Source organism: Bacteroides finegoldii DSM 17565 (genome assembly GCF_000156195.1).
Taxonomy (GTDB): Bacteria; Bacteroidota; Bacteroidia; order Bacteroidales; family Bacteroidaceae; genus Bacteroides; species Bacteroides finegoldii.
In genome coordinates, this window is record NZ_GG688328.1 from 98393 (window position 1) to 118347 (window position 19955).

Annotated in this window: 20 protein-coding genes and 1 pseudogene; 10 read left to right on the top strand and 11 right to left on the bottom strand. The window is 40.9% G+C overall.

Annotated elements, in window-relative coordinates:
* Positions 1-176: pseudogene (locus BACFIN_RS23405) on the top strand (IS256 family transposase); the annotation flags it as partial.
* Between the two features lie 123 nt (positions 177-299).
* Here the strand turns inward: BACFIN_RS23405 and BACFIN_RS05475 are convergent.
* Genes BACFIN_RS05475 through nusB form a run of 5 tightly spaced genes read right to left on the bottom strand, consistent with a single transcriptional unit; the run spans position 300 to position 3678 of the window.
* Positions 300-725, bottom strand: a complete 426-nt coding sequence (locus BACFIN_RS05475) for a DUF5606 family protein (RefSeq protein ID WP_007756075.1) — start codon at positions 723-725, stop codon at positions 300-302.
* Between the two features lie 24 nt (positions 726-749).
* A complete protein-coding gene (gene coaE, locus BACFIN_RS05470; RefSeq protein ID WP_007756079.1) occupies positions 750-1364 on the bottom strand; it encodes a dephospho-CoA kinase in 615 nt (204 codons plus the stop codon).
* A complete protein-coding gene (locus BACFIN_RS05465) occupies positions 1354-2367 on the bottom strand; it encodes a CdaR family protein (protein WP_029425769.1) in 1014 nt (337 codons plus the stop codon). Before BACFIN_RS05465 ends, coaE begins: the two co-directional genes overlap by 11 nt.
* Positions 2368-2388: 21 nt before the next feature.
* Positions 2389-2712, bottom strand: a complete 324-nt coding sequence (gene yajC / locus BACFIN_RS05460; RefSeq protein WP_007756084.1) for a preprotein translocase subunit YajC — start codon at positions 2710-2712, stop codon at positions 2389-2391.
* Between the two features lie 39 nt (positions 2713-2751).
* Positions 2752-3678, bottom strand: coding sequence for a transcription antitermination factor NusB (gene nusB / locus BACFIN_RS05455; RefSeq protein ID WP_007756087.1), 927 nt, complete (start codon positions 3676-3678; stop codon positions 2752-2754).
* A gap of 168 nt (positions 3679-3846) precedes the next feature.
* Between nusB and BACFIN_RS05450 the strand changes: the two genes are divergently transcribed.
* The 4 genes from BACFIN_RS05450 (at position 3847) to BACFIN_RS05435 (ending at position 6101) form a co-directional block, all read left to right on the top strand.
* Positions 3847-4248, top strand: coding sequence for a PUR family DNA/RNA-binding protein (locus tag BACFIN_RS05450; protein WP_007756088.1), 402 nt, complete (start codon positions 3847-3849; stop codon positions 4246-4248).
* A gap of 137 nt (positions 4249-4385) precedes the next feature.
* Positions 4386-4976, top strand: coding sequence for a 50S ribosomal protein L25/general stress protein Ctc (locus BACFIN_RS05445; RefSeq protein WP_007756089.1), 591 nt, complete (start codon positions 4386-4388; stop codon positions 4974-4976).
* A 140-nt stretch (positions 4977-5116) separates the two neighbouring features.
* Positions 5117-5683, top strand: coding sequence for an aminoacyl-tRNA hydrolase (pth, locus tag BACFIN_RS05440; protein WP_032839835.1), 567 nt, complete (start codon positions 5117-5119; stop codon positions 5681-5683).
* A gap of 1 nt (position 5684) precedes the next feature.
* Positions 5685-6101 carry an RNA-binding S4 domain-containing protein gene (locus BACFIN_RS05435; protein ID WP_007756093.1) on the top strand — a complete coding sequence of 139 codons (417 nt, stop codon included), beginning with the start codon at positions 5685-5687 and terminating at the stop codon, positions 6099-6101.
* Between the two features lie 167 nt (positions 6102-6268).
* On the opposite strand, the gene BACFIN_RS05430 is transcribed toward BACFIN_RS05435, so the two are convergent.
* The 6 genes from BACFIN_RS05430 to BACFIN_RS05405 all read right to left on the bottom strand — a co-directional run bounded on the left by BACFIN_RS05430 (position 6269) and on the right by BACFIN_RS05405 (position 15403).
* Positions 6269-6694 (bottom strand): HIT family protein, encoded by a 426-nt coding sequence (locus tag BACFIN_RS05430; RefSeq protein WP_007756102.1) that lies wholly within the window; start codon positions 6692-6694, stop codon positions 6269-6271.
* 51 nt (positions 6695-6745) lie between these two features.
* Positions 6746-9019 (bottom strand): cation:proton antiporter, encoded by a 2274-nt coding sequence (locus tag BACFIN_RS05425; RefSeq protein WP_007756107.1) that lies wholly within the window; start codon positions 9017-9019, stop codon positions 6746-6748.
* 159 nt (positions 9020-9178) lie between these two features.
* On the bottom strand, positions 9179-10264 hold the full coding sequence (gene gcvT / locus BACFIN_RS05420) for a glycine cleavage system aminomethyltransferase GcvT (protein ID WP_007756108.1): 1086 nt from the start codon (positions 10262-10264) through the stop codon (positions 9179-9181).
* A gap of 31 nt (positions 10265-10295) precedes the next feature.
* A complete protein-coding gene (gene pepT / locus BACFIN_RS05415) occupies positions 10296-11519 on the bottom strand; it encodes a peptidase T (RefSeq protein WP_007756109.1) in 1224 nt (407 codons plus the stop codon).
* 153 nt (positions 11520-11672) lie between these two features.
* On the bottom strand, positions 11673-13082 hold the full coding sequence (locus BACFIN_RS05410) for an amidophosphoribosyltransferase (protein ID WP_007756110.1): 1410 nt from the start codon (positions 13080-13082) through the stop codon (positions 11673-11675).
* 161 nt (positions 13083-13243) lie between these two features.
* A complete protein-coding gene (locus tag BACFIN_RS05405) occupies positions 13244-15403 on the bottom strand; it encodes a glycoside hydrolase family 97 protein (protein ID WP_007756112.1) in 2160 nt (719 codons plus the stop codon).
* A 268-nt stretch (positions 15404-15671) separates the two neighbouring features.
* Between BACFIN_RS05405 and BACFIN_RS05400 the strand changes: the two genes are divergently transcribed.
* From BACFIN_RS05400 to eno, 5 genes are all read left to right on the top strand, one after another.
* On the top strand, positions 15672-16379 hold the full coding sequence (locus BACFIN_RS05400; protein WP_007756113.1) for a M23 family metallopeptidase: 708 nt from the start codon (positions 15672-15674) through the stop codon (positions 16377-16379).
* 10 nt (positions 16380-16389) lie between these two features.
* Entirely contained in the window at positions 16390-16935 is a 546-nt protein-coding gene (locus BACFIN_RS20935; protein WP_007756119.1) for a hypothetical protein, read from the top strand.
* A gap of 106 nt (positions 16936-17041) precedes the next feature.
* Positions 17042-17419, top strand: coding sequence for a fluoride efflux transporter CrcB (gene crcB, locus BACFIN_RS05390; protein ID WP_004309778.1), 378 nt, complete (start codon positions 17042-17044; stop codon positions 17417-17419).
* 30 nt (positions 17420-17449) lie between these two features.
* A complete protein-coding gene (locus BACFIN_RS05385; RefSeq protein ID WP_007756121.1) occupies positions 17450-18112 on the top strand; it encodes a pentapeptide repeat-containing protein in 663 nt (220 codons plus the stop codon).
* 179 nt (positions 18113-18291) lie between these two features.
* Positions 18292-19572, top strand: a complete 1281-nt coding sequence (eno, locus tag BACFIN_RS05380; protein WP_004316472.1) for a phosphopyruvate hydratase — start codon at positions 18292-18294, stop codon at positions 19570-19572.
* Positions 19573-19955: the final 383 nt, after the last annotated feature.

Genomic DNA, 19955 nt, shown 5'->3' on the forward strand with positions numbered 1-19955 from the left:
GGAAAATTAGAAAGTACACCAAAAATAAGCTATCATTTCCAAATGATGATGCACTGAAAAAATCTGTCTATCTGGCCATTAACGAAATCGAAAAGAAATGGTACCAACCTATTTGGAATTGGGCATTGATATTTAACCAATTTATTACTATATTTGAAAACAGGATTCAAGTATAAAACCCGAATCCTGAAGTTTTCTATTTACACAAAATTGTGGACAGTGCCCAACTAAAAAAGCATGATAACCATCTTTATGTGATTATCATGCTTCCACTTCGATTAAACAATCGGCTCAATTCCTTATTCCGTAACTGTTTCCTCTTTAGCCTCTTCCGGTTTAAATTCCGTGATTCCGTTAGCAACCAAGATATTATACCAGGAAACTAATTTCTTGATATCAGCCACATACACACGTTCGCGATCGAAATTCGGCAATACTTCAGCCAAATATTCACGCAATTGTTCAGGAGTTGCTTTCTTTGGATCAATAGAAGCGGCTGCAGATTTTTCTTTTTCCTTGATTGCTTCCAACACTTCATACAAAGGAACTTCCGCATCGTCCGTGTACATTGCTATATCTGCCAAAGAAATAATTTTTTCATTGCCATAAGCAGGAAAACGTTTTTTCTCAGCATTGACTGATTCTACAATCAACATATTTTTTCCTTGCGAAATGAGTTTGTACAATCCCGGTTTGCCGGAGATAGACAAGATAGTCTTCAACATAGTATATATTCTTTTGTTTATTAATTATTTTTTTGCGGAGCAAAGGTAATGATTATTTTTAGATAGCAAAGAAATAAGCTCTAAAACCTGCGGAATTAAGGGTGTTTCATCGTCATTCACAATCACAAAGTCGGCTTGACTTCTCTTAACCTCATCACTCATTTGAGCCTCGATACGCTGCATTACCAAGTCCTTTGAAGAGCCATCACGTCGCATGGCACGTTCTACCCTTATATCCAATGGTGCATATACCATTACCAAAACATCGACCTCATCTCTAAAACCAGACTCTATAAGAATGGCTGATTCCATGCCGACTAATGGTTTACGACTCAACCGACCGGCCCATTGACGGAAATCATTTTTCACCTGTGGATGAATAATCCCATTCACTTCTTTCGTGCGTTCCGGATACCCAAACATATAGGTAGCCAAAAAAGGACGGTTTAATTCCCCATTCTGAAAAACTTCCTCACCAACCAAAGCGCACAGTTCCCGATGAATTACCTCATCCGTATTCGTAATACGTTTCGCCTCTATATCAGAAATATAAACAGGGATTCCCATTATGCCGAGCAATCTGGAAACCACACTTTTCCCGCTACCGATACCACCGGTTATACCTACTTTAATCGCCATTGGAAGATATTTGTTCTATCAAAAAATCAACTTGTGCCGGAGTAATACGGATTTGATTGATTCCACTTGGAAATGATTTCAACTTAACCGTGTATTTATCCGAACCCAACTTCAGCAACTCTTCATACGAGACATTAATTACGAAGTCACTCGCTTTTATGCTACGAAACCGTTTTAAGCCTACCTGAAAAGTAATCTGAACTTTAGAAGGGAAGGCACGCAGCACTTTATCCGCCGGAAAGTTGATTCCATGCAACGGCACTTCTACGGTTTTCTCCGTATAAATATCGACCGGGAATGTCATTTCAACCGAACTCGGAACAAACTTTACTCCTTTCACCGGAGATAAAGAAACCCGTTGCCGCGTAGTATCCGAAATATTCTCCAGATTTATCTTTTGCGTATAAGCAGTCGTTATCGTATCCAAAATTCCTTCCGGAGCATATATCAATACTGAATCAGGATTACAAATCGTATCCGACACATAATATTGAAGTCCGGCAGTCACTTTTCCTTGAAGGCGAACAGGTACTAGTTTGGACTTTCCTTCCGAATAGATATAATCTAATGTATCCGGCTTTATAGAAAGAATTTTGGAAGACACGTTCAACTGGCTTATTATCTTCTTTTCAAAATCCGAGGCGTAAATCTTCACATGATTATCTTTTCCCTTATAATCAGGAAAACTAAGATTCACCGGAAAAAAACTTTTGCCCAACATATAGTTCAGAAGGACAGTCCCTTTATCTTTCACCCTGACGTGAAGTTCGGAAGGAGGTTCAGAGGTCAACACTACATTATTAGGAACGTCTTTGATACGCACCGGGATAGAGAAATCCGCTTCATAATCATTATTCAATGTTTGAAGTAACCAGAATCCGCTGGCTATCAAAAAGAAAAATAAAAAAATTAAGAACTCTCTGCTCTTATCACTGAGCAGAAAATCCTTAATTCTCTTAGATAGTTTTAAATATGTATATCTTATTTCCCTACGATCAAACATAGGCATGTATTTACCAGCTATTTATTTAGATTGATTGTTAGCTGCTGAAGCGTCGGCAAAGATAGAATTCTTATCTATTTTAATCTTTACGTTAGAAGCAATCTCAAGTACAACATAGTCATCATTAATTTCCTTGATTGTTCCGTGTATACCACCAGCAGTAATCACGCTCTGATTTACTTGAAGAGATTTACGGAAATTAGCTATTTCTTTTTGTTTCTTATTTTGAGGACGGATCATAAAGAAATACATGATAACAAACATCGCTATCAGCATGATCCACATCATACTTCCACCTCCGGCAGCCCCAACAGGAGCATCTAATAATAAAGTCAATACGTTCATAAATAATCAGTTTTAGTTTCTATAATGTATACAAAGATATCAGTTTTTGGTCAACTTACCTTCTTTTTTCAATTGATTAACTATTCCATCCAGCGTTCCGTTGATAAAGCTACCGCTTTTAGACGTGCTATACAACTTCGCTATTTCTACATATTCATTTAACGAAACACTGACCGGAATGTTCGGGAAACTTAAAATTTCCGCTAAGGCAGTTTGCATAATAATGATATCCATAAATGCAATACGGTCCAAATCCCAATTCTTCGTATTCTCGCTAATCAAATGACGATAGTAGTCAGAATTCAAAATAGTACGGCGGAACAGACGGCGCGCAAATTCCTGATCTTCATCATCCTTGAATTCCGGAAGTAATTCCTGATTAGCGCCTTTCTTTTCATCAAAACGTTTAATTGTCTTCAGCACGAATGTATCTACGATTTCCTTATCGTCATTCCAATACAGACTTTGATCCTCCAACACCTGATCTAAAGAATCATTATTAAAAATATATGTTTTATAGAGTTTTCTCCATAATTCCCGGTCTGCTTCATAAGAATCATCATCGGAAGCCATATAATCCTTATAAATATCAGTTCCCACAATTTTCTCATAAAGTTCCTTTACGAAATCCTGATCGTTCGCCCAAGTCCTTTTCTGATTAGCTATGAACTCTGTAAGCTGCTTATTGACCTCCAATTGAGCAACAAACTTGTTGTTCACAAACTTTGTATTGGGATATAACTCCTCTGCCGTAGGTGCCAATTTGGCTTTTGCCGTATCAATACGTTTTTGTGCGTACTCTGTCAATGCTATCATCAGCATTAGCAAATAATTATAAAGGTCATACGCCTTTGAAAGACTAAAGAATAACTCTTTCTCCGCTGAGTCTAGATTTTTACTGCCATTCTGATAATAGGCATATACTATCTGTATAATCTTAAGACGAATAAGAACTCTGTTGATCATAATTCAAATTAATACTGTTGTTATCGAACTGCAAAAGTAGATATTTTTAATGAGTTTCCACAAATAAATCACATTTTTTAATGCAGTATTTCATTCTCTGCGCTTTTTCTTTTGACAGTTTAAAAAAAATATCCAATTTTGAAGCCGATTATAAACGGACCGTAAGATATGGAAGATTTAAAAAAGAAAATGAGCGCAGACATGAATGACAAGGAGATCGTATTCTCCAAGTCCATTAAAGCAGGTAAACGCATCTATTACCTTGACGTAAAAAAGAATCGTAAAGATGAAATGTTCCTGGCTATTACAGAGAGTAAAAAAGTGGTAACGGGAGAAGGTGATGACTCTCAAGTGAGCTTCGAGAAACACAAAATCTTCTTATACCGGGAAGACTTTCAGAAGTTTATGGCAGGTTTGACGGAAGCTATCAGCTTTATCGACCGTAGTGAAATGGGTGACTACAGCGGCCAGCTGGACCAAGAAGCCGATGAAGAAAATGAGCGAAAAGCTACCGAAGAAGCCCAAGAAGAGAAATTAGAGAGTGAAATCAAGATTGATATTGACTTTTAAAGGAGTAACTCTTTGATATTTCAAAAGAAAGATGTACTTTTGCACCGCTTTTTTGCAACATCGTGTGATAATCCACATCGTGTGATGGTGAATTAAGCAAACTAACTTAATTTAGAGTAACACAATTTTTTAAAGAAATGAAATCAATTGAAGTAAAAGGAACTGCAAGAACAATTGCAGAACGCTCTTCAGAACAAGCAAGAGCTTTGAAAGAAATGCGTAAGAACGGTGGTGTACCTTGTGTACTTTACGGAGGTAATGAAGTAGTTCACTTCACAGTGACTAACGAAGGTCTTCGCAACTTGGTTTATACTCCGCACATCTACGTAGTAGACTTGGTGATCGATGGCAAAAAAGTAAACGCTATCTTGAAAGACATCCAGTTCCACCCGGTAAAGGATACTATCCTGCACGTTGACTTCTATCAGATTGATGAAGCTAAACCTATCGTAATGGAAGTTCCTGTACAGTTGGAAGGTCTTGCAGAAGGTGTGAAAGCCGGTGGTAAGTTGGCATTGCAGATGCGTAAGATCAAAGTGAAAGCTTTGTACAATGTAATTCCTGAAAAGCTGATCATCAACGTTTCTCACTTAGGATTGGGTAAGACTATCAAAGTTGGTGAATTGAGCTTTGAAGGTCTTGAACTGATCAGTGCTAAAGAAGCCGTTGTATGTGCCGTTAAGTTGACTCGTGCAGCAAGAGGTGCAGCAGCCGCTGCAGGCAAATAATCTGAGATTATCCCTGTAAACAGAGATATACTTCAAACGCAGATTAATGCAGATTAAAGCAGATGTTCAGTCTGCATTAATTTGTATTGATCTGCGTTTCTCTTTCTACATTAACGAACTGTTTTACCGAAAAAACAATGATAAAATATTTAATTGTCGGACTGGGGAATATTGGTCCCGAATATCATGAGACCCGCCACAACATCGGATTTATGACAGTAGATTCATTGGCTAAAACCAACAGTGCTCCTCCTTTTATTGACGGCCGCTACGGATTCACCACTAATTTCACGATCAAAGGTCGCCAATTGATACTGTTGAAACCGTCTACTTTTATGAACCTAAGCGGATTAGCCGTTCGCTATTGGATGCAAAAAGAAAACATTCCACTAGAGAATGTATTGATTGTAGTAGACGATCTGGCACTTCCTTTCGGAACACTACGTTTGAAGGGAAAAGGAAGCGATGCCGGACATAACGGTTTGAAACATATCGCTGCAACATTAGGGACTCAGAACTATGCCCGCTTGCGTTTTGGTATCGGAAATGATTTTCCTCGTGGCGGACAAATAGATTACGTACTCGGACACTTCACTGATGAAGACTGGAAAACAATGAATGAAAGATTGGAAACAGCTGGAGAAATCATCAAGAGTTTTTGCCTTGCCGGAATTGATATCACAATGAACCAGTTTAATAAGAAATAAAATGGCGGAAGCAAGAATAGATAAATGGATGTGGGCTGTCCGCATCTTCAAGACACGCACAATTGCAGCGGAAGCTTGTAAGAAAGGACGCGTCACCATCAATGGCGCATTGGTGAAAGCTGCCCGTATGGTAAAACCGGGAGATGTCATACAGGTAAAAAAGCCACCTATCACCTATTCCTTCAAGGTACTGCAGGCTATCGAAAAGCGCATAGGTGCAAAGTTAGTACCGGAGATGATGGAAAACGTCACTACTCCCGATCAATACGAATTGTTAGAAATGAGCAAAATCAGCGGATTCATAGACCGTGCACGCGGAACCGGACGCCCAACTAAAAAAGACCGCCGCGAGCTAGAAGAATTTACAACTCCGGAGTTTATGGACGATTTCGACTTCGATTTTGACTTTGAAGAATAGTTCACCACAGAGGACACGGAGGACACAGAGGAAATAGGGAAAAGAGTCTTTTAGGCACTGTCCATGATTATACTCTTAATACAATTATAGGTATGCTTCGATATACAACCTCTGTGTCCCCTGTGTCCTCTGTGGTGAACCGTGAACCGTAGACTCTAGATTATCATTTACAGATTTGCCTTAACTGCATCAATCAATTCCTGATATTCCGCGTCAGTCAGATAAACCTTTCCCGGATTCATTTGGAATGTACCTCCATAATCCGGTCCATCCACATATTTAGGCGCTAAATGAAAATGCAAATGAGACAACTTATCTGAGTATGCACCATAATTTATCTTTTCCGGCTGGAAAGCTTTTTGCATGGCACGGGCAACACGTGCAACGTCTGACATAAAAGCATTACGGTCTTCATCACTCAACTCGTTCAAATCGTTCACATGATCCTTGTAAGCAACAAGGCAACGCCCGCGATAGGTTTGCTCCTTAAACAGGAATACACGTGACACACTCAACTGCGCAATCTCAATCATCAGATTATGCAGCGTTTCATTATTCTGACAATACAGACATTCTTTCGGATCGCTCTTCATGATATTATTATTTTTAAGTTTTTATCGTTTACAAAAATAGGCATAACACTCCTATCCGACTTGTACTTTTTCGTTTTTTTGATTGACTAATTGGTATACATCCTCTTTTTCACCTACCACCCAAACCACATCACCCTCTTCAAGCGGCACATTCACATCCGGAATCATCAATGTTCCATCCTCACTTTCAACACCTGCTATCATACAATGATATTTATCCCGAATACCCGATTCACGAATGGTCTTACCTAAAAACATGGAATCACTATCAACAATTAATTGTTTTAGAGTCATCTCACTCTTTTCATACACATCCCAATCCACCTTTGTCCCATTTTGCATGGCTTCATTAAACACATTCAATTGTTCATCCGTCCCTATCACCTGTATTTTATCCATTGGAAACAGACGGACAGAACCACCCGGAATATTAATCCGTCTCTTTCCGCGAAGAATGGAAGCAACATGAACTCCGAACTTCTTTCCTAAATTCAGCTCCATCAATGTCTTTCCCGCCCAAGCAGACTCACCAGGAATCTCCATATCGGCAAGATGGAGATCATGCGATAACAAGCGTCCGGCATATTCCGGTTTTTTCTCCCCTAGATATTCCGCGCGCACATCACGGGAACGAAGATTCTGGAAAAAACGACGTTCAATCGAGATGGACTGCTTTTTCAAGCGGCGCGACCATACCATTAGCAACACTACCAGCACTGCAACTCCGATAACTAGGCCGATAGACGCCTTGAATAATCCGGAAATCACAAAGATAACAAAAAGTGCCGCTATCATAATGCGAATCACAATGGTCGATACCAGCGGAGCGCGATTTGCACGATTGGCGTGCCACAAAGTCATAAACTCCACCGAATGGTTTTTCTTCACCATAATAGCCCGCAAAAATGGAGCAATACAGAGAATGATAAACACAGCTCCAAGTAAAGAAGCTCCCAAATGAGGCAGGTTCTCTTTAAAGAAAGGTATGACAAAACGAAAAGAAAGCGCAATGATCGATATGCTGACAATAGAATAAACGACAGTAATGCGTACCATTGCCAATATCAACTTCTTCCATAAGTTCTCATGATTGAGCGCAGTCTGCGATCCGGAAGAGTAACGCATCAGAAATTTCCTCCATGAAACGGGAAGATGAGCATCTACGAAAGTAGAAGCCGGTTCGGCAAGACGAATCATATAAGGAGTCAGAAAAGTAGTGATGACGGAAACAGCCACCACAATCGGATAGAGAAAATCACTTGTCACGTGCAGCGAGACTCCCAAAGATGCGATAATAAATGCAAATTCACCAATCTGTGTCAGACTAAAGCCGCATTGCATAGCCGTCTTCAATGGTTTGCCGGAAAGTATTACTCCAAATGTTCCAAATACGGACTGCCCCAAAATAACCGCCAAAGTAATGACAAGAATAGGTATGGCATATTCTACAATCATCGCCGGATCCACCATCATTCCTACCGATACGAAAAAGATGGCTCCGAAAAGATCTTTAACAGGTTTCACTAATCGGTCGATAGATTCCGCTTCAATTGTTTCCGCCAAAATAGATCCCATAATAAACGCACCGAAAGCAGCGGAGAAACCCGTATTAGCCGCCATAACCACCATACCGAAACATAGTGCCAGCGACACAATAAGCAAAGTCTCCTCTCCCATCAGTTTACGGCAACGTTTCAAGAATTCCGGTACTAGATAGATACCGACCACAAACCAGAGAATTAGGAAAAACAATAGTTTACCGATACTTTCCAACATTTCCGTACCTTCAAAATTATGGCTTACAGCCATTGTGGAAAGCATGACCATCAACACAATTGCCAAAATATCTTCCAAAATCAAGATACTCAAGACCAAGCCGGTAAACTGTTTTTTCCGTAACCCTAGATCATCAAAAGCCTTATAAATAATCGTAGTAGAGGACATTGCAATCATACCACCCAAAAACAGGCTATCCATCCTATGCCAGCCGAAGCCCATACCAACGCCTATACCCAACAGAATCATGCAGAAAATAATAGTACAAGCGGCAATAATAGCAGAGCCACCCACTTTTACTATCTTCTTAAAACTAAATTCCAGTCCGAGAGCGAACAACAAGAAGATAACACCTATATCCGCCCATGTCTTAATATTCGCAGTATCCATTACGGAAGGTGTATAAGGCATATGCGGACTTGCCAAAAAGCCGGCAACCACATATCCTAAAACCAAAGGTTGCTTCAACTTCTTAAATAATAAAGTCATGATGCCTGCACAGATCAGTATCAGTGCGAGATCGGCTATAAGAGTAGGTAACTGAGACATTATTTCATCATATTTGCTGACAAAATTATAATAAATCTATGGAATGAGCAACGTTTATCCATATAAGAAACGCAGATTAACGCAAATTCACGCAGAAGTTTAATTTCAAATCTTATTCTGGGCAAATTTGCGTTAATCTGCGTTTCTATAAATATTCAATTATTTCCTGAACGGAGGTTTTACCACGACCGCTTTCAATTTACGACCACGCACATCGATACAAATTTCCGTACCTGCCTTGCTGTATTCCGGTTTCACATACCCCATGCCGATACCGATTTTGCGGGTAGGCGACATAGTGCCCGAAGTAACGATCCCAATCTTCTCCCCATCCGAATTTACAAGTTCATACCCATGACGGGGAATTCCACGATCAACCATTTCAAAGCCAACTAATTTACGGGTTACTCCTTCTGCTTTCTGCTTCTCCAGCATCGGACGATTGATAAACTCTTTACCTTCTATAAACTTAGTTATCCATCCAAGTCCAGCTTCTATCGGTGAAGTAGTATCATCCAAATCATTTCCATACAGACAGAATCCCATCTCCAACCGAAGTGTATCGCGAGCTCCTAAACCGATAGGTTTGATATCGAACTCCTCACCGGCTTCAAAGACCGCTTTCCAAATAGTATCAGCCACATTCGGATAGAAATATAGTTCAAAACCTCCTGCACCCGTATAGCCGGTATTGGAAATTATCACGTTCTCTTCACCTGCAAACTTTCCGACTTTAAAAGTATAATAAGGAATTGATGCCAGATCAATATCAGTCAATTTCTGCAAAGCAAGAATCGCTTTCGGTCCCTGCACAGCAAGTTGCGCCATGTGATCCGAAGCGTTCTCCAATTCCGCTCCTTCCGTATTATGAGAAACGCACCAGTCCCAGTCCTTTTCAATATTAGCGGCATTGACTACCAACATATATTTTTCCGGTTCATACTGATATACCAGCAAGTCATCTACAATTCCTCCTTTATCATTCGGGAAACAAGTATATTGAATCTTTCCCGGAGTCAGTACCGCCACATTATTGGAAGTCACCTTCTGAAGAAAAGCCAATGCCTTCGGACCTTTCACCCAGAATTCTCCCATGTGGGATACGTCAAATACCCCGACACCCTGACAGACCGTCAGATGTTCGTCAATGATACCGGAGTATTCAATAGGCATATTATAACCTGCAAACTCGTGCATTTTAGCGCCAAGCGCTATATGTTTCTCTATAAACGGAGTGGTTTTCATTATCTTTTAAGTATTAAGTTTTAAGTATCAGTTATTTGGAAGCTACGAGCTCGGCAATCTTCACAATTACTTTCATCGCTTTCTCCATATTCTGGATAGGCACAAATTCATAACGTCCGTGAAAATTCAGCCCACCGGCAAAGATATTCGGACAAGGCAAGCCTTTAAAAGAAAGTTGTGCACCATCCGTACCTCCACGAATCGGCTTCACATTCGGTTTCACACCAACAGCTTCCATTGCAGCAAAAGCGGTGTCGATAATATGCATCACCGGCTCTATCTTCTCACGCATATTATAATATTGGTCGCGCAATTCGAGAGTTACCGTACCCGCACCATATTCGGCATTCATTTGAACGACCAGACGTTCCATTTCTTTCTTGCGGTTTTCGAACTTAGTACGGTCATGATCGCGAATGATATAAGAAACTGAGCTTTGCTCCACTTCACCCTGAATGCCAATCAAATGATAAAATCCTTCATATCCCGTAGTATGCTCCGGCCTTTCCTGTGTCGGCAGCAGAGTAATAAACCGATTGGCCAAATAAATGGAATTAATCATCTTATCCTTAGCATATCCCGGATGTACATTACGCCCTTTAAAAGTAACTTTAGCGGCAGCAGCATTGAAGTTCTCGAACTCCAACTCTCCCACTTCACCGCCATCCATTGTATATCCCCACTCACAGCCGAACCTTTCTACATCGAATTTATGAGCGCCTTCACCGATTTCTTCATCCGGATTGAAACCGATACGGATTTTTCCGTGTTTGATTTCAGGGTGTTCTTTCAGATAGGCCATTGCGGAAACAATCTCTGCAATACCGGCTTTATCATCAGCACCGAGCAAAGTTTTTCCGTTGGTTACAATCAAATCTTCTCCTTTATGATCCAACAATTCCGGAAATTGCGACGGGGAAAGAACCACATTTTCTTCGGCACAAAGTACAATATCCGAACCGTCATACTTTTCTACAATACGCGGAGTAACATCCTTACCCGTCATATCCGGACTTGTATCCATGTGAGCAATAAACCCAATAGTCGGCACCTCTTTATCTATATTGGCAGGGAGCGTGGCAAAAAGATAACCATGCTCATCCAAAGTTATATCTTCTAACCCCAAAGATTCCAACTCTTTTTTCAAGTATTCTGCAAAAACCATCTGTTTCGAAGTACTTGGAGTAAGCCCTGTCGATTCATCAGATTGTGTATCGAAGCTTACATACTTTAAAAATCTGTCTACTAAAGTCATATCGTTTTAATTACAAGTTACTAATTACAATTTACAAATTGATAGTTTATAGTGCCGTAAAGGTAAAAAAAGAGCCGTGAATTACAAAGCAATTCACGGCTCTTTTTTATTGTATAGTTTTATCTGGATACTTAACTGACCTATCTGACCACTTTAAAAATGGCTACTACCGTCAAAGCAATGTGTACAAACCTTGCATTTGGGCAGACCGATAGCTTCTATTAATGTTTCCACTGTATTGAACTTCAAAGAAGAAAGCCCGAAACGTTCGGCTATAATACCAACCATCTTCTCATATTCGGGAGACCCGGTAGTGGCATATTTATCCAAATTCTTATTTTCGTCACCTTCCAATTCCTTAATAATACGGCGGGTAATCAGTTCCAACGCATTTTTGGAAGCGGAAAAACCTACAAACGGACAAGCATAAATCAATGGAGGACAAGCAATACGCATATGTACCTCTTTTGCTCCATAATCATATAGTATCTTCACATTATCACGCAACTGCGTGCCACGAACGATAGAATCATCACAAAACAACAAGCGTTTACCTTCAAGCATTGCACGGTTCGGAATCAATTTCATCTTCGCCACTAACGCACGCATCTCCTGATTACTAGGAGTAAAACTACGAGGCCAAGTCGGTGTATATTTTGAAATCGCACGGTGATAAGGAACCCCCTTGCCTTCTGCATACCCCAAAGCCATACCCACTCCCGAATCAGGAATACCACAAGCACAGTCCACTTCCGATTGATCTGTCTGTCCCATCTTCAATCCACAAGTGAAGCGCACCTCTTCTACATTCCGTCCTTCATAACAAGAAGTAGGAAAACCATAGTACACCCACAAGAACGAACAAATCTGCATATCCTCATTCGGTTCACGAAGTTGTTCGATATGATCGTCATACATACGGACGATTTCACCGGGACCTAAGTATTTCTCTATCTCATAATCCAAATTCGGAAAACTGGATGATTCGCTTGTCGCAGCGTATGCTCCTTCTTTTTTTCCTATTACGATAGGAGTACGCCCCCACTGGTCACGAGCAGCGATGATACTTCCGTCCTCCGTCAAGATAAGCATTGAGCAAGAACCTTTGATGTGCTTGAACACATTTTCAATACCTTCCACAAAGTTTCTACCTTGTATCAGAAGTAATGCGATAAGTTCTGTCTGATTGGTATTGCTCGAACTCAGTTCGGCGAAGTGCATATTTTGATTGAGAAGTTCATCTTCCAGTTGCTGAATATTGACAACCTTTGCAACGGTAATAATGGCGAAGCGGCCGAGGTGAGAGTTTATAATAATAGGTTGAGCGTCTGTGTCACTAATAATGCCGATACCGGCGTTTCCTTTAAACTTGTCCAATTCTCCTTCGAACTTTGTTCGAAAATAGGTACTTTCCAAATTATGAATGGAGCGTATAAAACCTTTTTCCTTACTGTATGTCGCGAGTCCTCCTCGCTTTGTACCCAGATGTGAGTTATAATCTGTGCCGTAGAATAAATCAGTCACGCAACTAGCTTTCGAGACTGTTCCGAAAAAACCTCCCATGTTATTCTCTTTATTGATGTTTTTTAAAAAGATGTGCAAAAGTACAAAAAAGAATCCGTCTGATAAAACAAAGAGCCCCGCAAAGTTTTGTTTTCCTTGCGGGGCAACAACTAATATTTATTAAAAGCGGGGAATCCGAGAACAATCTCTTTGCCTAGATCTTATTTCCATTTCTTGATTATCTTCTTATCCGACGGAGCTGCTTCAATCAAGCTCAACGCAAATCCTCCGCTACGGGCCAGTTTGACAGAAATCCGGGTTTTAGCAGTTACTATACCTTTCTTTATTTGATAAGAGGTGGGATTCTTTTCAAAGTCCGCTTCCTTTCCGTCAGCATACAATGTCGCTACATATTGTTTTCCCGGTTCGAGAAAATCAAGTGTAAAAGCAGAAGTACGAGGATTCTCATCAGTGATACCACCTACGAACCAGCTATCAGTACCCTTCGCCTTACGTGCAACGGTGATGTAATCTCCCGGTTCTGCCTCCAGATACTTACTGTCATCCCAATCAACGGCTACATCCTTGATAAATTGAAATGCATCCATATGACGTTCGTAGTTTTCAGGGAAATCAGCCGCCATCTGCAAAGGGCTGTACATCGTTACATAAAGAGCCAATTGTTTAGCCAATGTAGTACGTACAAAACTATGATCGCCCGACAAGAAAGAAAGTTTGGTATCAAAAATACCCGGAGTATAATCCATCGGTCCGCCAATCAGACGGGTAAAAGGAAGTAAAGTGGTATGAAACGGTTTATTACCGGCAAATGCTTCATACTCCGTACCACGTGCCGACTCATTGCCGATCAGATTCGGATAAGTACGACATAGTCCGGTAGGACGGACTGCCTCATGAGCATTCACACAAATCTTATAATCAGCCGCTTTCTTCACTGCATATAGATAATGGTCGTTCATCCATTGTCCGTAATGATGTTCGCCACGAGGAATGATATTGCCGACATATCCACTCTTCACTGCATTGTAGCCGTTATCTACCATAAATTGATATGCTGCATCCAAATGACGTTCATAGTTACGAACAGAAGCGGATGTCTCGTGATGCATCATCAGCTTTACTCCTTTTGAGTTCGCATATGCATTCAGCATTTTCAAATCGAAATCAGGATAAGGTGTAATGAAATCAAATACATAATCTTTTGATTTGCCGAACCAATCTTCCCAACCTTCGTTCCATCCTTCTACCAATACTTGATCAAATCCATGTTCAGAAGCAAAGTCAATGTACCGTTTCACATTATCGTTATTCGCTGCATGGCGTCCATTCGGTTTTGTTTTTGAATAATCTGTTTCGCCCAATTTCACAGAGTAAACATCGTCCGTATATGCCCAAGAACTTTTTCCGCTAATCATTTCCCACCACACACCAATGTATTTCACCGGTTTAATCCAAGAAACATCTTCATAAGCACAAGGATCGTTCAGATTCAATGTCAGCTTAGACGACAGAATATCACGTGCATCATCACTCACGATTACCGTGCGCCAAGGAGAACGACAAGGTGCTTGCATATATCCTTTATCTCCTTGTGAGTCCGGTGTCAACCACGATTCAAAAACCAGGTTCCGATCATCAAGGTTCAAATGCATACAGGAATAATCAACCAAAGCAGCTTCATGCAGGTTGATATATAAGCCATCATCCGTTTTCATCTGCAAAGAAGTTTGCACACCTGTTGGCGAGAAAGAGGTTTGAGAAGCGTTTCCAGTAATCGCCCCTTGCAATAATCCACGAATTTCAGAAAGTCTGGACTCGGTATAATCGTATTCCTGCGTATCATAATCACCGGGAATCCAAAAGGCCGTATGATCTCCCGCCATAGCAAACTGGGAATGTTCTTCCTTAATCACAAAATAATTCAAATTCTTCTGCAATGGGAATTCATACCGGAATCCCAAGCCATCATCATAAAGACGGAAACGGATAATGATATTGCGATCTTGTGCCTTCTGATTCAAAGTAACAGCCATCTCATTATAATGGTTGCGGATTGATTTCACCTCTCCCCACACCGGTTCCCATGTTTCATCAAAAGCAGAAGTTTTAATATCGGCCAGAGTGAATCCATTCATCAGTCCGGGATCATTTTTCAATTCCAGTCCCAGTTTCGAAGGTTTAATCACCTCTTTTCCTTTATAAGAGAGTTCATACACCGGTTCTCCTTGCGTGTTGACAGAGAAATTTAGCTTTAATTGTCCGTCAGGAGAAGTGATACTTTCGGCCTTTGCTGATGTGCCGAAGAAAAAAGAGAGCAACAGGCAGACCCATATTGCAGTTCCTATTTTCATGTTCTTCATGATATAAATGAGTTAATTAATAATCGTAGGGCAAAGATAGACAAGAAACAATAGAGGTGTTTTTCTTTATAAAGAAAATATAGAAGGATATAGAAGTAGAAATGGGATAAACATTTAAATATAAAGCAGATAACAAATCCAGAAGCTAGAAAAAATATAGTGTCTATGGTGAAGAAATTAAAAGGATTAAAGACGCATATTACATAATCTTTCTATATTTGCAACGTATTATCCCAACTATATCAATAAACACTTTACTATTTAGAATATGGCACAGCACCTTAAATTGATCGCTCTATTGATTTTCACATTGTCCGCCAGCTACACTTCCGCGCAGTCTTTACGTAAACTGCTGGAACGTCCATACGGCATCATCGAGTCAAAATGGGAAAAAGATGCTCAGGTAGACAATTCGTTTAAAAGTGCCTCTTCTTATACGTTCTACCGGGGCAAATTTCCTAAAGATTTCAATATTCAGACTCCTTATGCCTTACCCGTAAAGAACAATCAAAAGACAGCCTGGAAAACCGATCCGCGTGAACCATTCAAGACCTTGAATTTTCACATCAAACAAGGTGATACAATCTACGCCACCCGCAGCGGAATAGCCTGTAAAACCACCAACCCGCAACAGCTGCTCATCTATCATCCCGATCAGACTTTTGCAGCCTATCTGGTGATGAACGAGAATTTTATCGAACCGGGCGAAGAAGTACAAGTTGGACAAGCCATAGGAAAGGCAGGCCCCACAGGTGCTGCCATCTCTTTCTTTTTTCTGGATGAAAATAAGTTCAAAGGAGGATTATCATCCGGATACCCTTACTCCCACTTTATTCCTGTATTCCGCACAACTGAAGGAGATGTGAAACCGGAAGAGAAAACCATCTATCAGGCTGTGACCGACCATGACCTTATCATGCAGGACATGAGTAAACGTGATAAAAAGAAATATATGAAGCTACACAACCTGAAATAATAGATGTATCATGCGCATATTTTTACTTTTCTTCCCGGTCTTCTTTTTCTGCGGTTTGCTTCATGCCCAAACCGTAAAAGTGGAATATGGCGGTGACCCGCTTCCCGGCAAAGACCGGAAGAAGATAGAACAGTTTCTTCAACATGAGGTTGATTTCTATTCACAATTCGGACTGCCCGATACGCTGAGCCTCCAACTATATGTATTTGAAAATAGAAGAGAAGCAATCAATTACTTAGAAAGTATCAATGTGTCTCTGCCTATCAAGGCAAGTGGTGCATACTCACCTAAGCTACAAAAGGCAGTCATCTTAGGACGGGAGAATGGACGGGAGAGAAGTCTTGCCATTATCTATCACGAACTAAGTCATCATTTCGTTTCGCAGATTCTCGGCAAGCGTCCTCCAAGCTGGCTTAACGAAGGACTGTCGGAGTACTTCGAACATTGCACCATTCACAAAAAAGCAGTCCGCCACACATTTACCGAATACGAACAAGGGAGAGTTCGGACGATGTATATGCTGGGAGAAGTAAACCTTCCTACATTTTTAAAATGATCCGTCAACCATTTCAGAACAAATCAATCTTGTTTATCCCGGAGGCTTCCAGCAATTCGAAAAAGATTTTGAAGCCGCCTACAAATAATATCAATCTTTCAATCAAATGAGTAAAGAAGTTATCTATATCTTTATCGGTGGAGGAACCGGTAGTGCACTGCGTTATTTCATCCAGTTGTTAATGCACGAACGAATCGTCCCTTATCATTTTCCATGGGCCACTTTCACGGTCAATCTTCTCGGCAGTTTTCTCATCGGCCTGTTCTATGCCCTTTCAGAGCGATTTCACCTTCCGTTCGAGGTCCGTTTGTTTCTGACAACGGGTTTATGCGGAGGTTTCACAACGTTCTCTACTTTCTCCAGTGACGGCGTAGGTCTGCTGAAAGGAGAATTTTACGGAGCATTTGTTCTATATACATTATTAAGTATAGGAATAGGATTAGCCGCAACGTTAGCCGGCGGATATGTGGGAAAACAGATTTAATAATTCGAATATAAATCCTACCTTTACGGCATGATTAAAAGAAACCCAACCAAACCCGTCCGCGTTGTTCCTCCCATGATGGAAGAACAGGAAGTCAGTACTATTACCCTACAGGAATGGCTCGACAGAGAAGAAACCGTCTCTCATCTTTTATTCTGCAAAGGAAAAGAAGAAGGCATCGACAAATCTTATAAAAGTTTCAAAAACTGCACCTTTCAGCATCAGACATTCAGCGAATGTAAATTCCGTTCCTCCCAACTGACCGATGTCAGGTTCGAGAACTGCGACTTATCCAACATTTCTTTCGCTGAAAGTTCGCTCTACCGGGTAGAATTCATTTCCTGCAAACTATTGGGTACCAATTTATCGGAAACAACGATGAATCACGTCTTGCTGCATGACTGCAACGCAGGTTATATCAATCTGGCTATGAGTAAAATGAACCAGGTACGTTTTGCACACAGCCAGCTCCGCAACGGAAGTCTGAACGACTGCCGTTTTTCATCCGTCGCATTTGAGAGTTGCGATCTCGTAGAAGCCGATTTTTCACACGCTCCGCTTCGCGGAATAGATTTGCGCACTTCCCGTATCAGCGGAATCACGCTTAACATCAGCGATCTGAAAGGGGCTGTCATCACTTCCCTGCAAGCAATGGATTTGCTTCCACTGTTAGGGGTTATTATCGAAGATTAAAATCCTGCAAATTCACCCCGCCGCACTCAAACAAAAAGCATCGTCCCGTTGTTATAGTATAAGGTCGGACTAACGACATATAGGGAATAGGCACAAAAAGAATACCTATTTATAGTGATTTCCCACTCCCCGTCAAGTCCGTACTTTTGCAGAAATCTTATTCAAAAACAATAGAAACGATGAAAATTGAAAAAATTGTAGCTCGAGAAATTCTCGATTCAAGAGGTAACCCCACAGTAGAAGTTGACGTAGTATTGGAATCCGGCATTATGGGACGTGCATCTGTGCCGTCAGGTGCTTCCACAGGTGAACACGAAGCATTGGAACTTCGCGATGGTGACAAACAGCGCTATGGTGGAAAAGGAGTACAAAAAGCGGTTGATAATGTAAATAAAATCATCGCTCCGAAGCTGATTGGTATGTCTTCACTCAATCAGAGAGGTATCGACTACGCAATGCTGGCATTGGACGGCACTAAGACTAAATCGAATTTAGGTGCTAACGCTATTCTCGGCGTATCTCTTGCCGTAGCTAAAGCTGCTGCCAACTATCTGGACCTTCCTCTATACCGCTATATCGGTGGAACAAATACGTATGTAATGCCTGTACCGATGATGAACATCATCAACGGTGGTTCACATAGCGATGCTCCGATCGCATTCCAGGAATTTATGATCCGTCCCGTAGGTGCTCCTTCTTTCAGAGAAGGTCTGCGCATGGGTGCTGAAGTATTCCACGCTTTAAAGAAAGTTTTGAAAGACCGTGGCCTTAGCACTGCTGTAGGTGATGAAGGTGGTTTCGCACCTAACCTCGAGGGTACGGAAGATGCTTTGAATTCTATTCTGGCCGCTATCAAAGCAGCAGGATACGAACCGGGCAAAGACGTTATGATCGGTATGGACTGTGCTTCTTCCGAATTCTACCACGATGGTATTTACGATTATACCAAGTTTGAAGGTGAAAAAGGTAAGAAACGCACTTCCGCAGAACAAGTTGACTACCTGGAAGAACTAATCAACAAATTCCCTATCGACTCTATCGAAGACGGTATGAACGAAAACGACTGGGAAGGCTGGAAAAAGCTGACCGAACGCATCGGCAACCGTTGCCAGCTGGTAGGTGACGACCTGTTTGTAACCAACGTAGATTTCCTTGCAATGGGTATCGAAAAAGGCTGTGCCAACTCTATCCTGATTAAAGTAAACCAAATCGGTTCGCTGACAGAAACACTGAACGCTATCGAAATGGCTCACCGTCATGGGTACACTACTGTTACTTCTCACCGTTCGGGTGAAACAGAAGATGCTACTATCGCCGATATCGCAGTAGCTACCAACAGCGGGCAGATCAAGACAGGTTCTTTAAGCCGCTCCGACCGTATGGCTAAATACAATCAGTTACTCCGTATTGAAGAGGAATTGGGTGATTTGGCTGTGTATGGATACAAGAGAATCAAATAAATTTCGACTTTACATCTAAATAAAATCCCCGGACGATAGATATCCCGGGGATTTTTATATAAGCTTTTATAATAGACAAAGAATCAACTAAATCATTGATAATCTAAACAATACCATTTTAATCAATAATACAAATACTGTATAAAAACAAGCATAATACATTCTATTAATAGTAGAATACCCTAACTGCAAGTCCCTATGCAGTTGTCATTTTTCATATTGGTACGTAAATGAACTATTTCACCACAGAGGACACGGAGGACACAGAGGTTATAATTATCTATGAACTAGAACCTTGAAACCTCTGTGTCCTCCGTGTCCTCTGTGGTGAAAAGAATCAAAACCGTACGGAAACAAGCCAAAATATAAGAAAAAAAGCATTC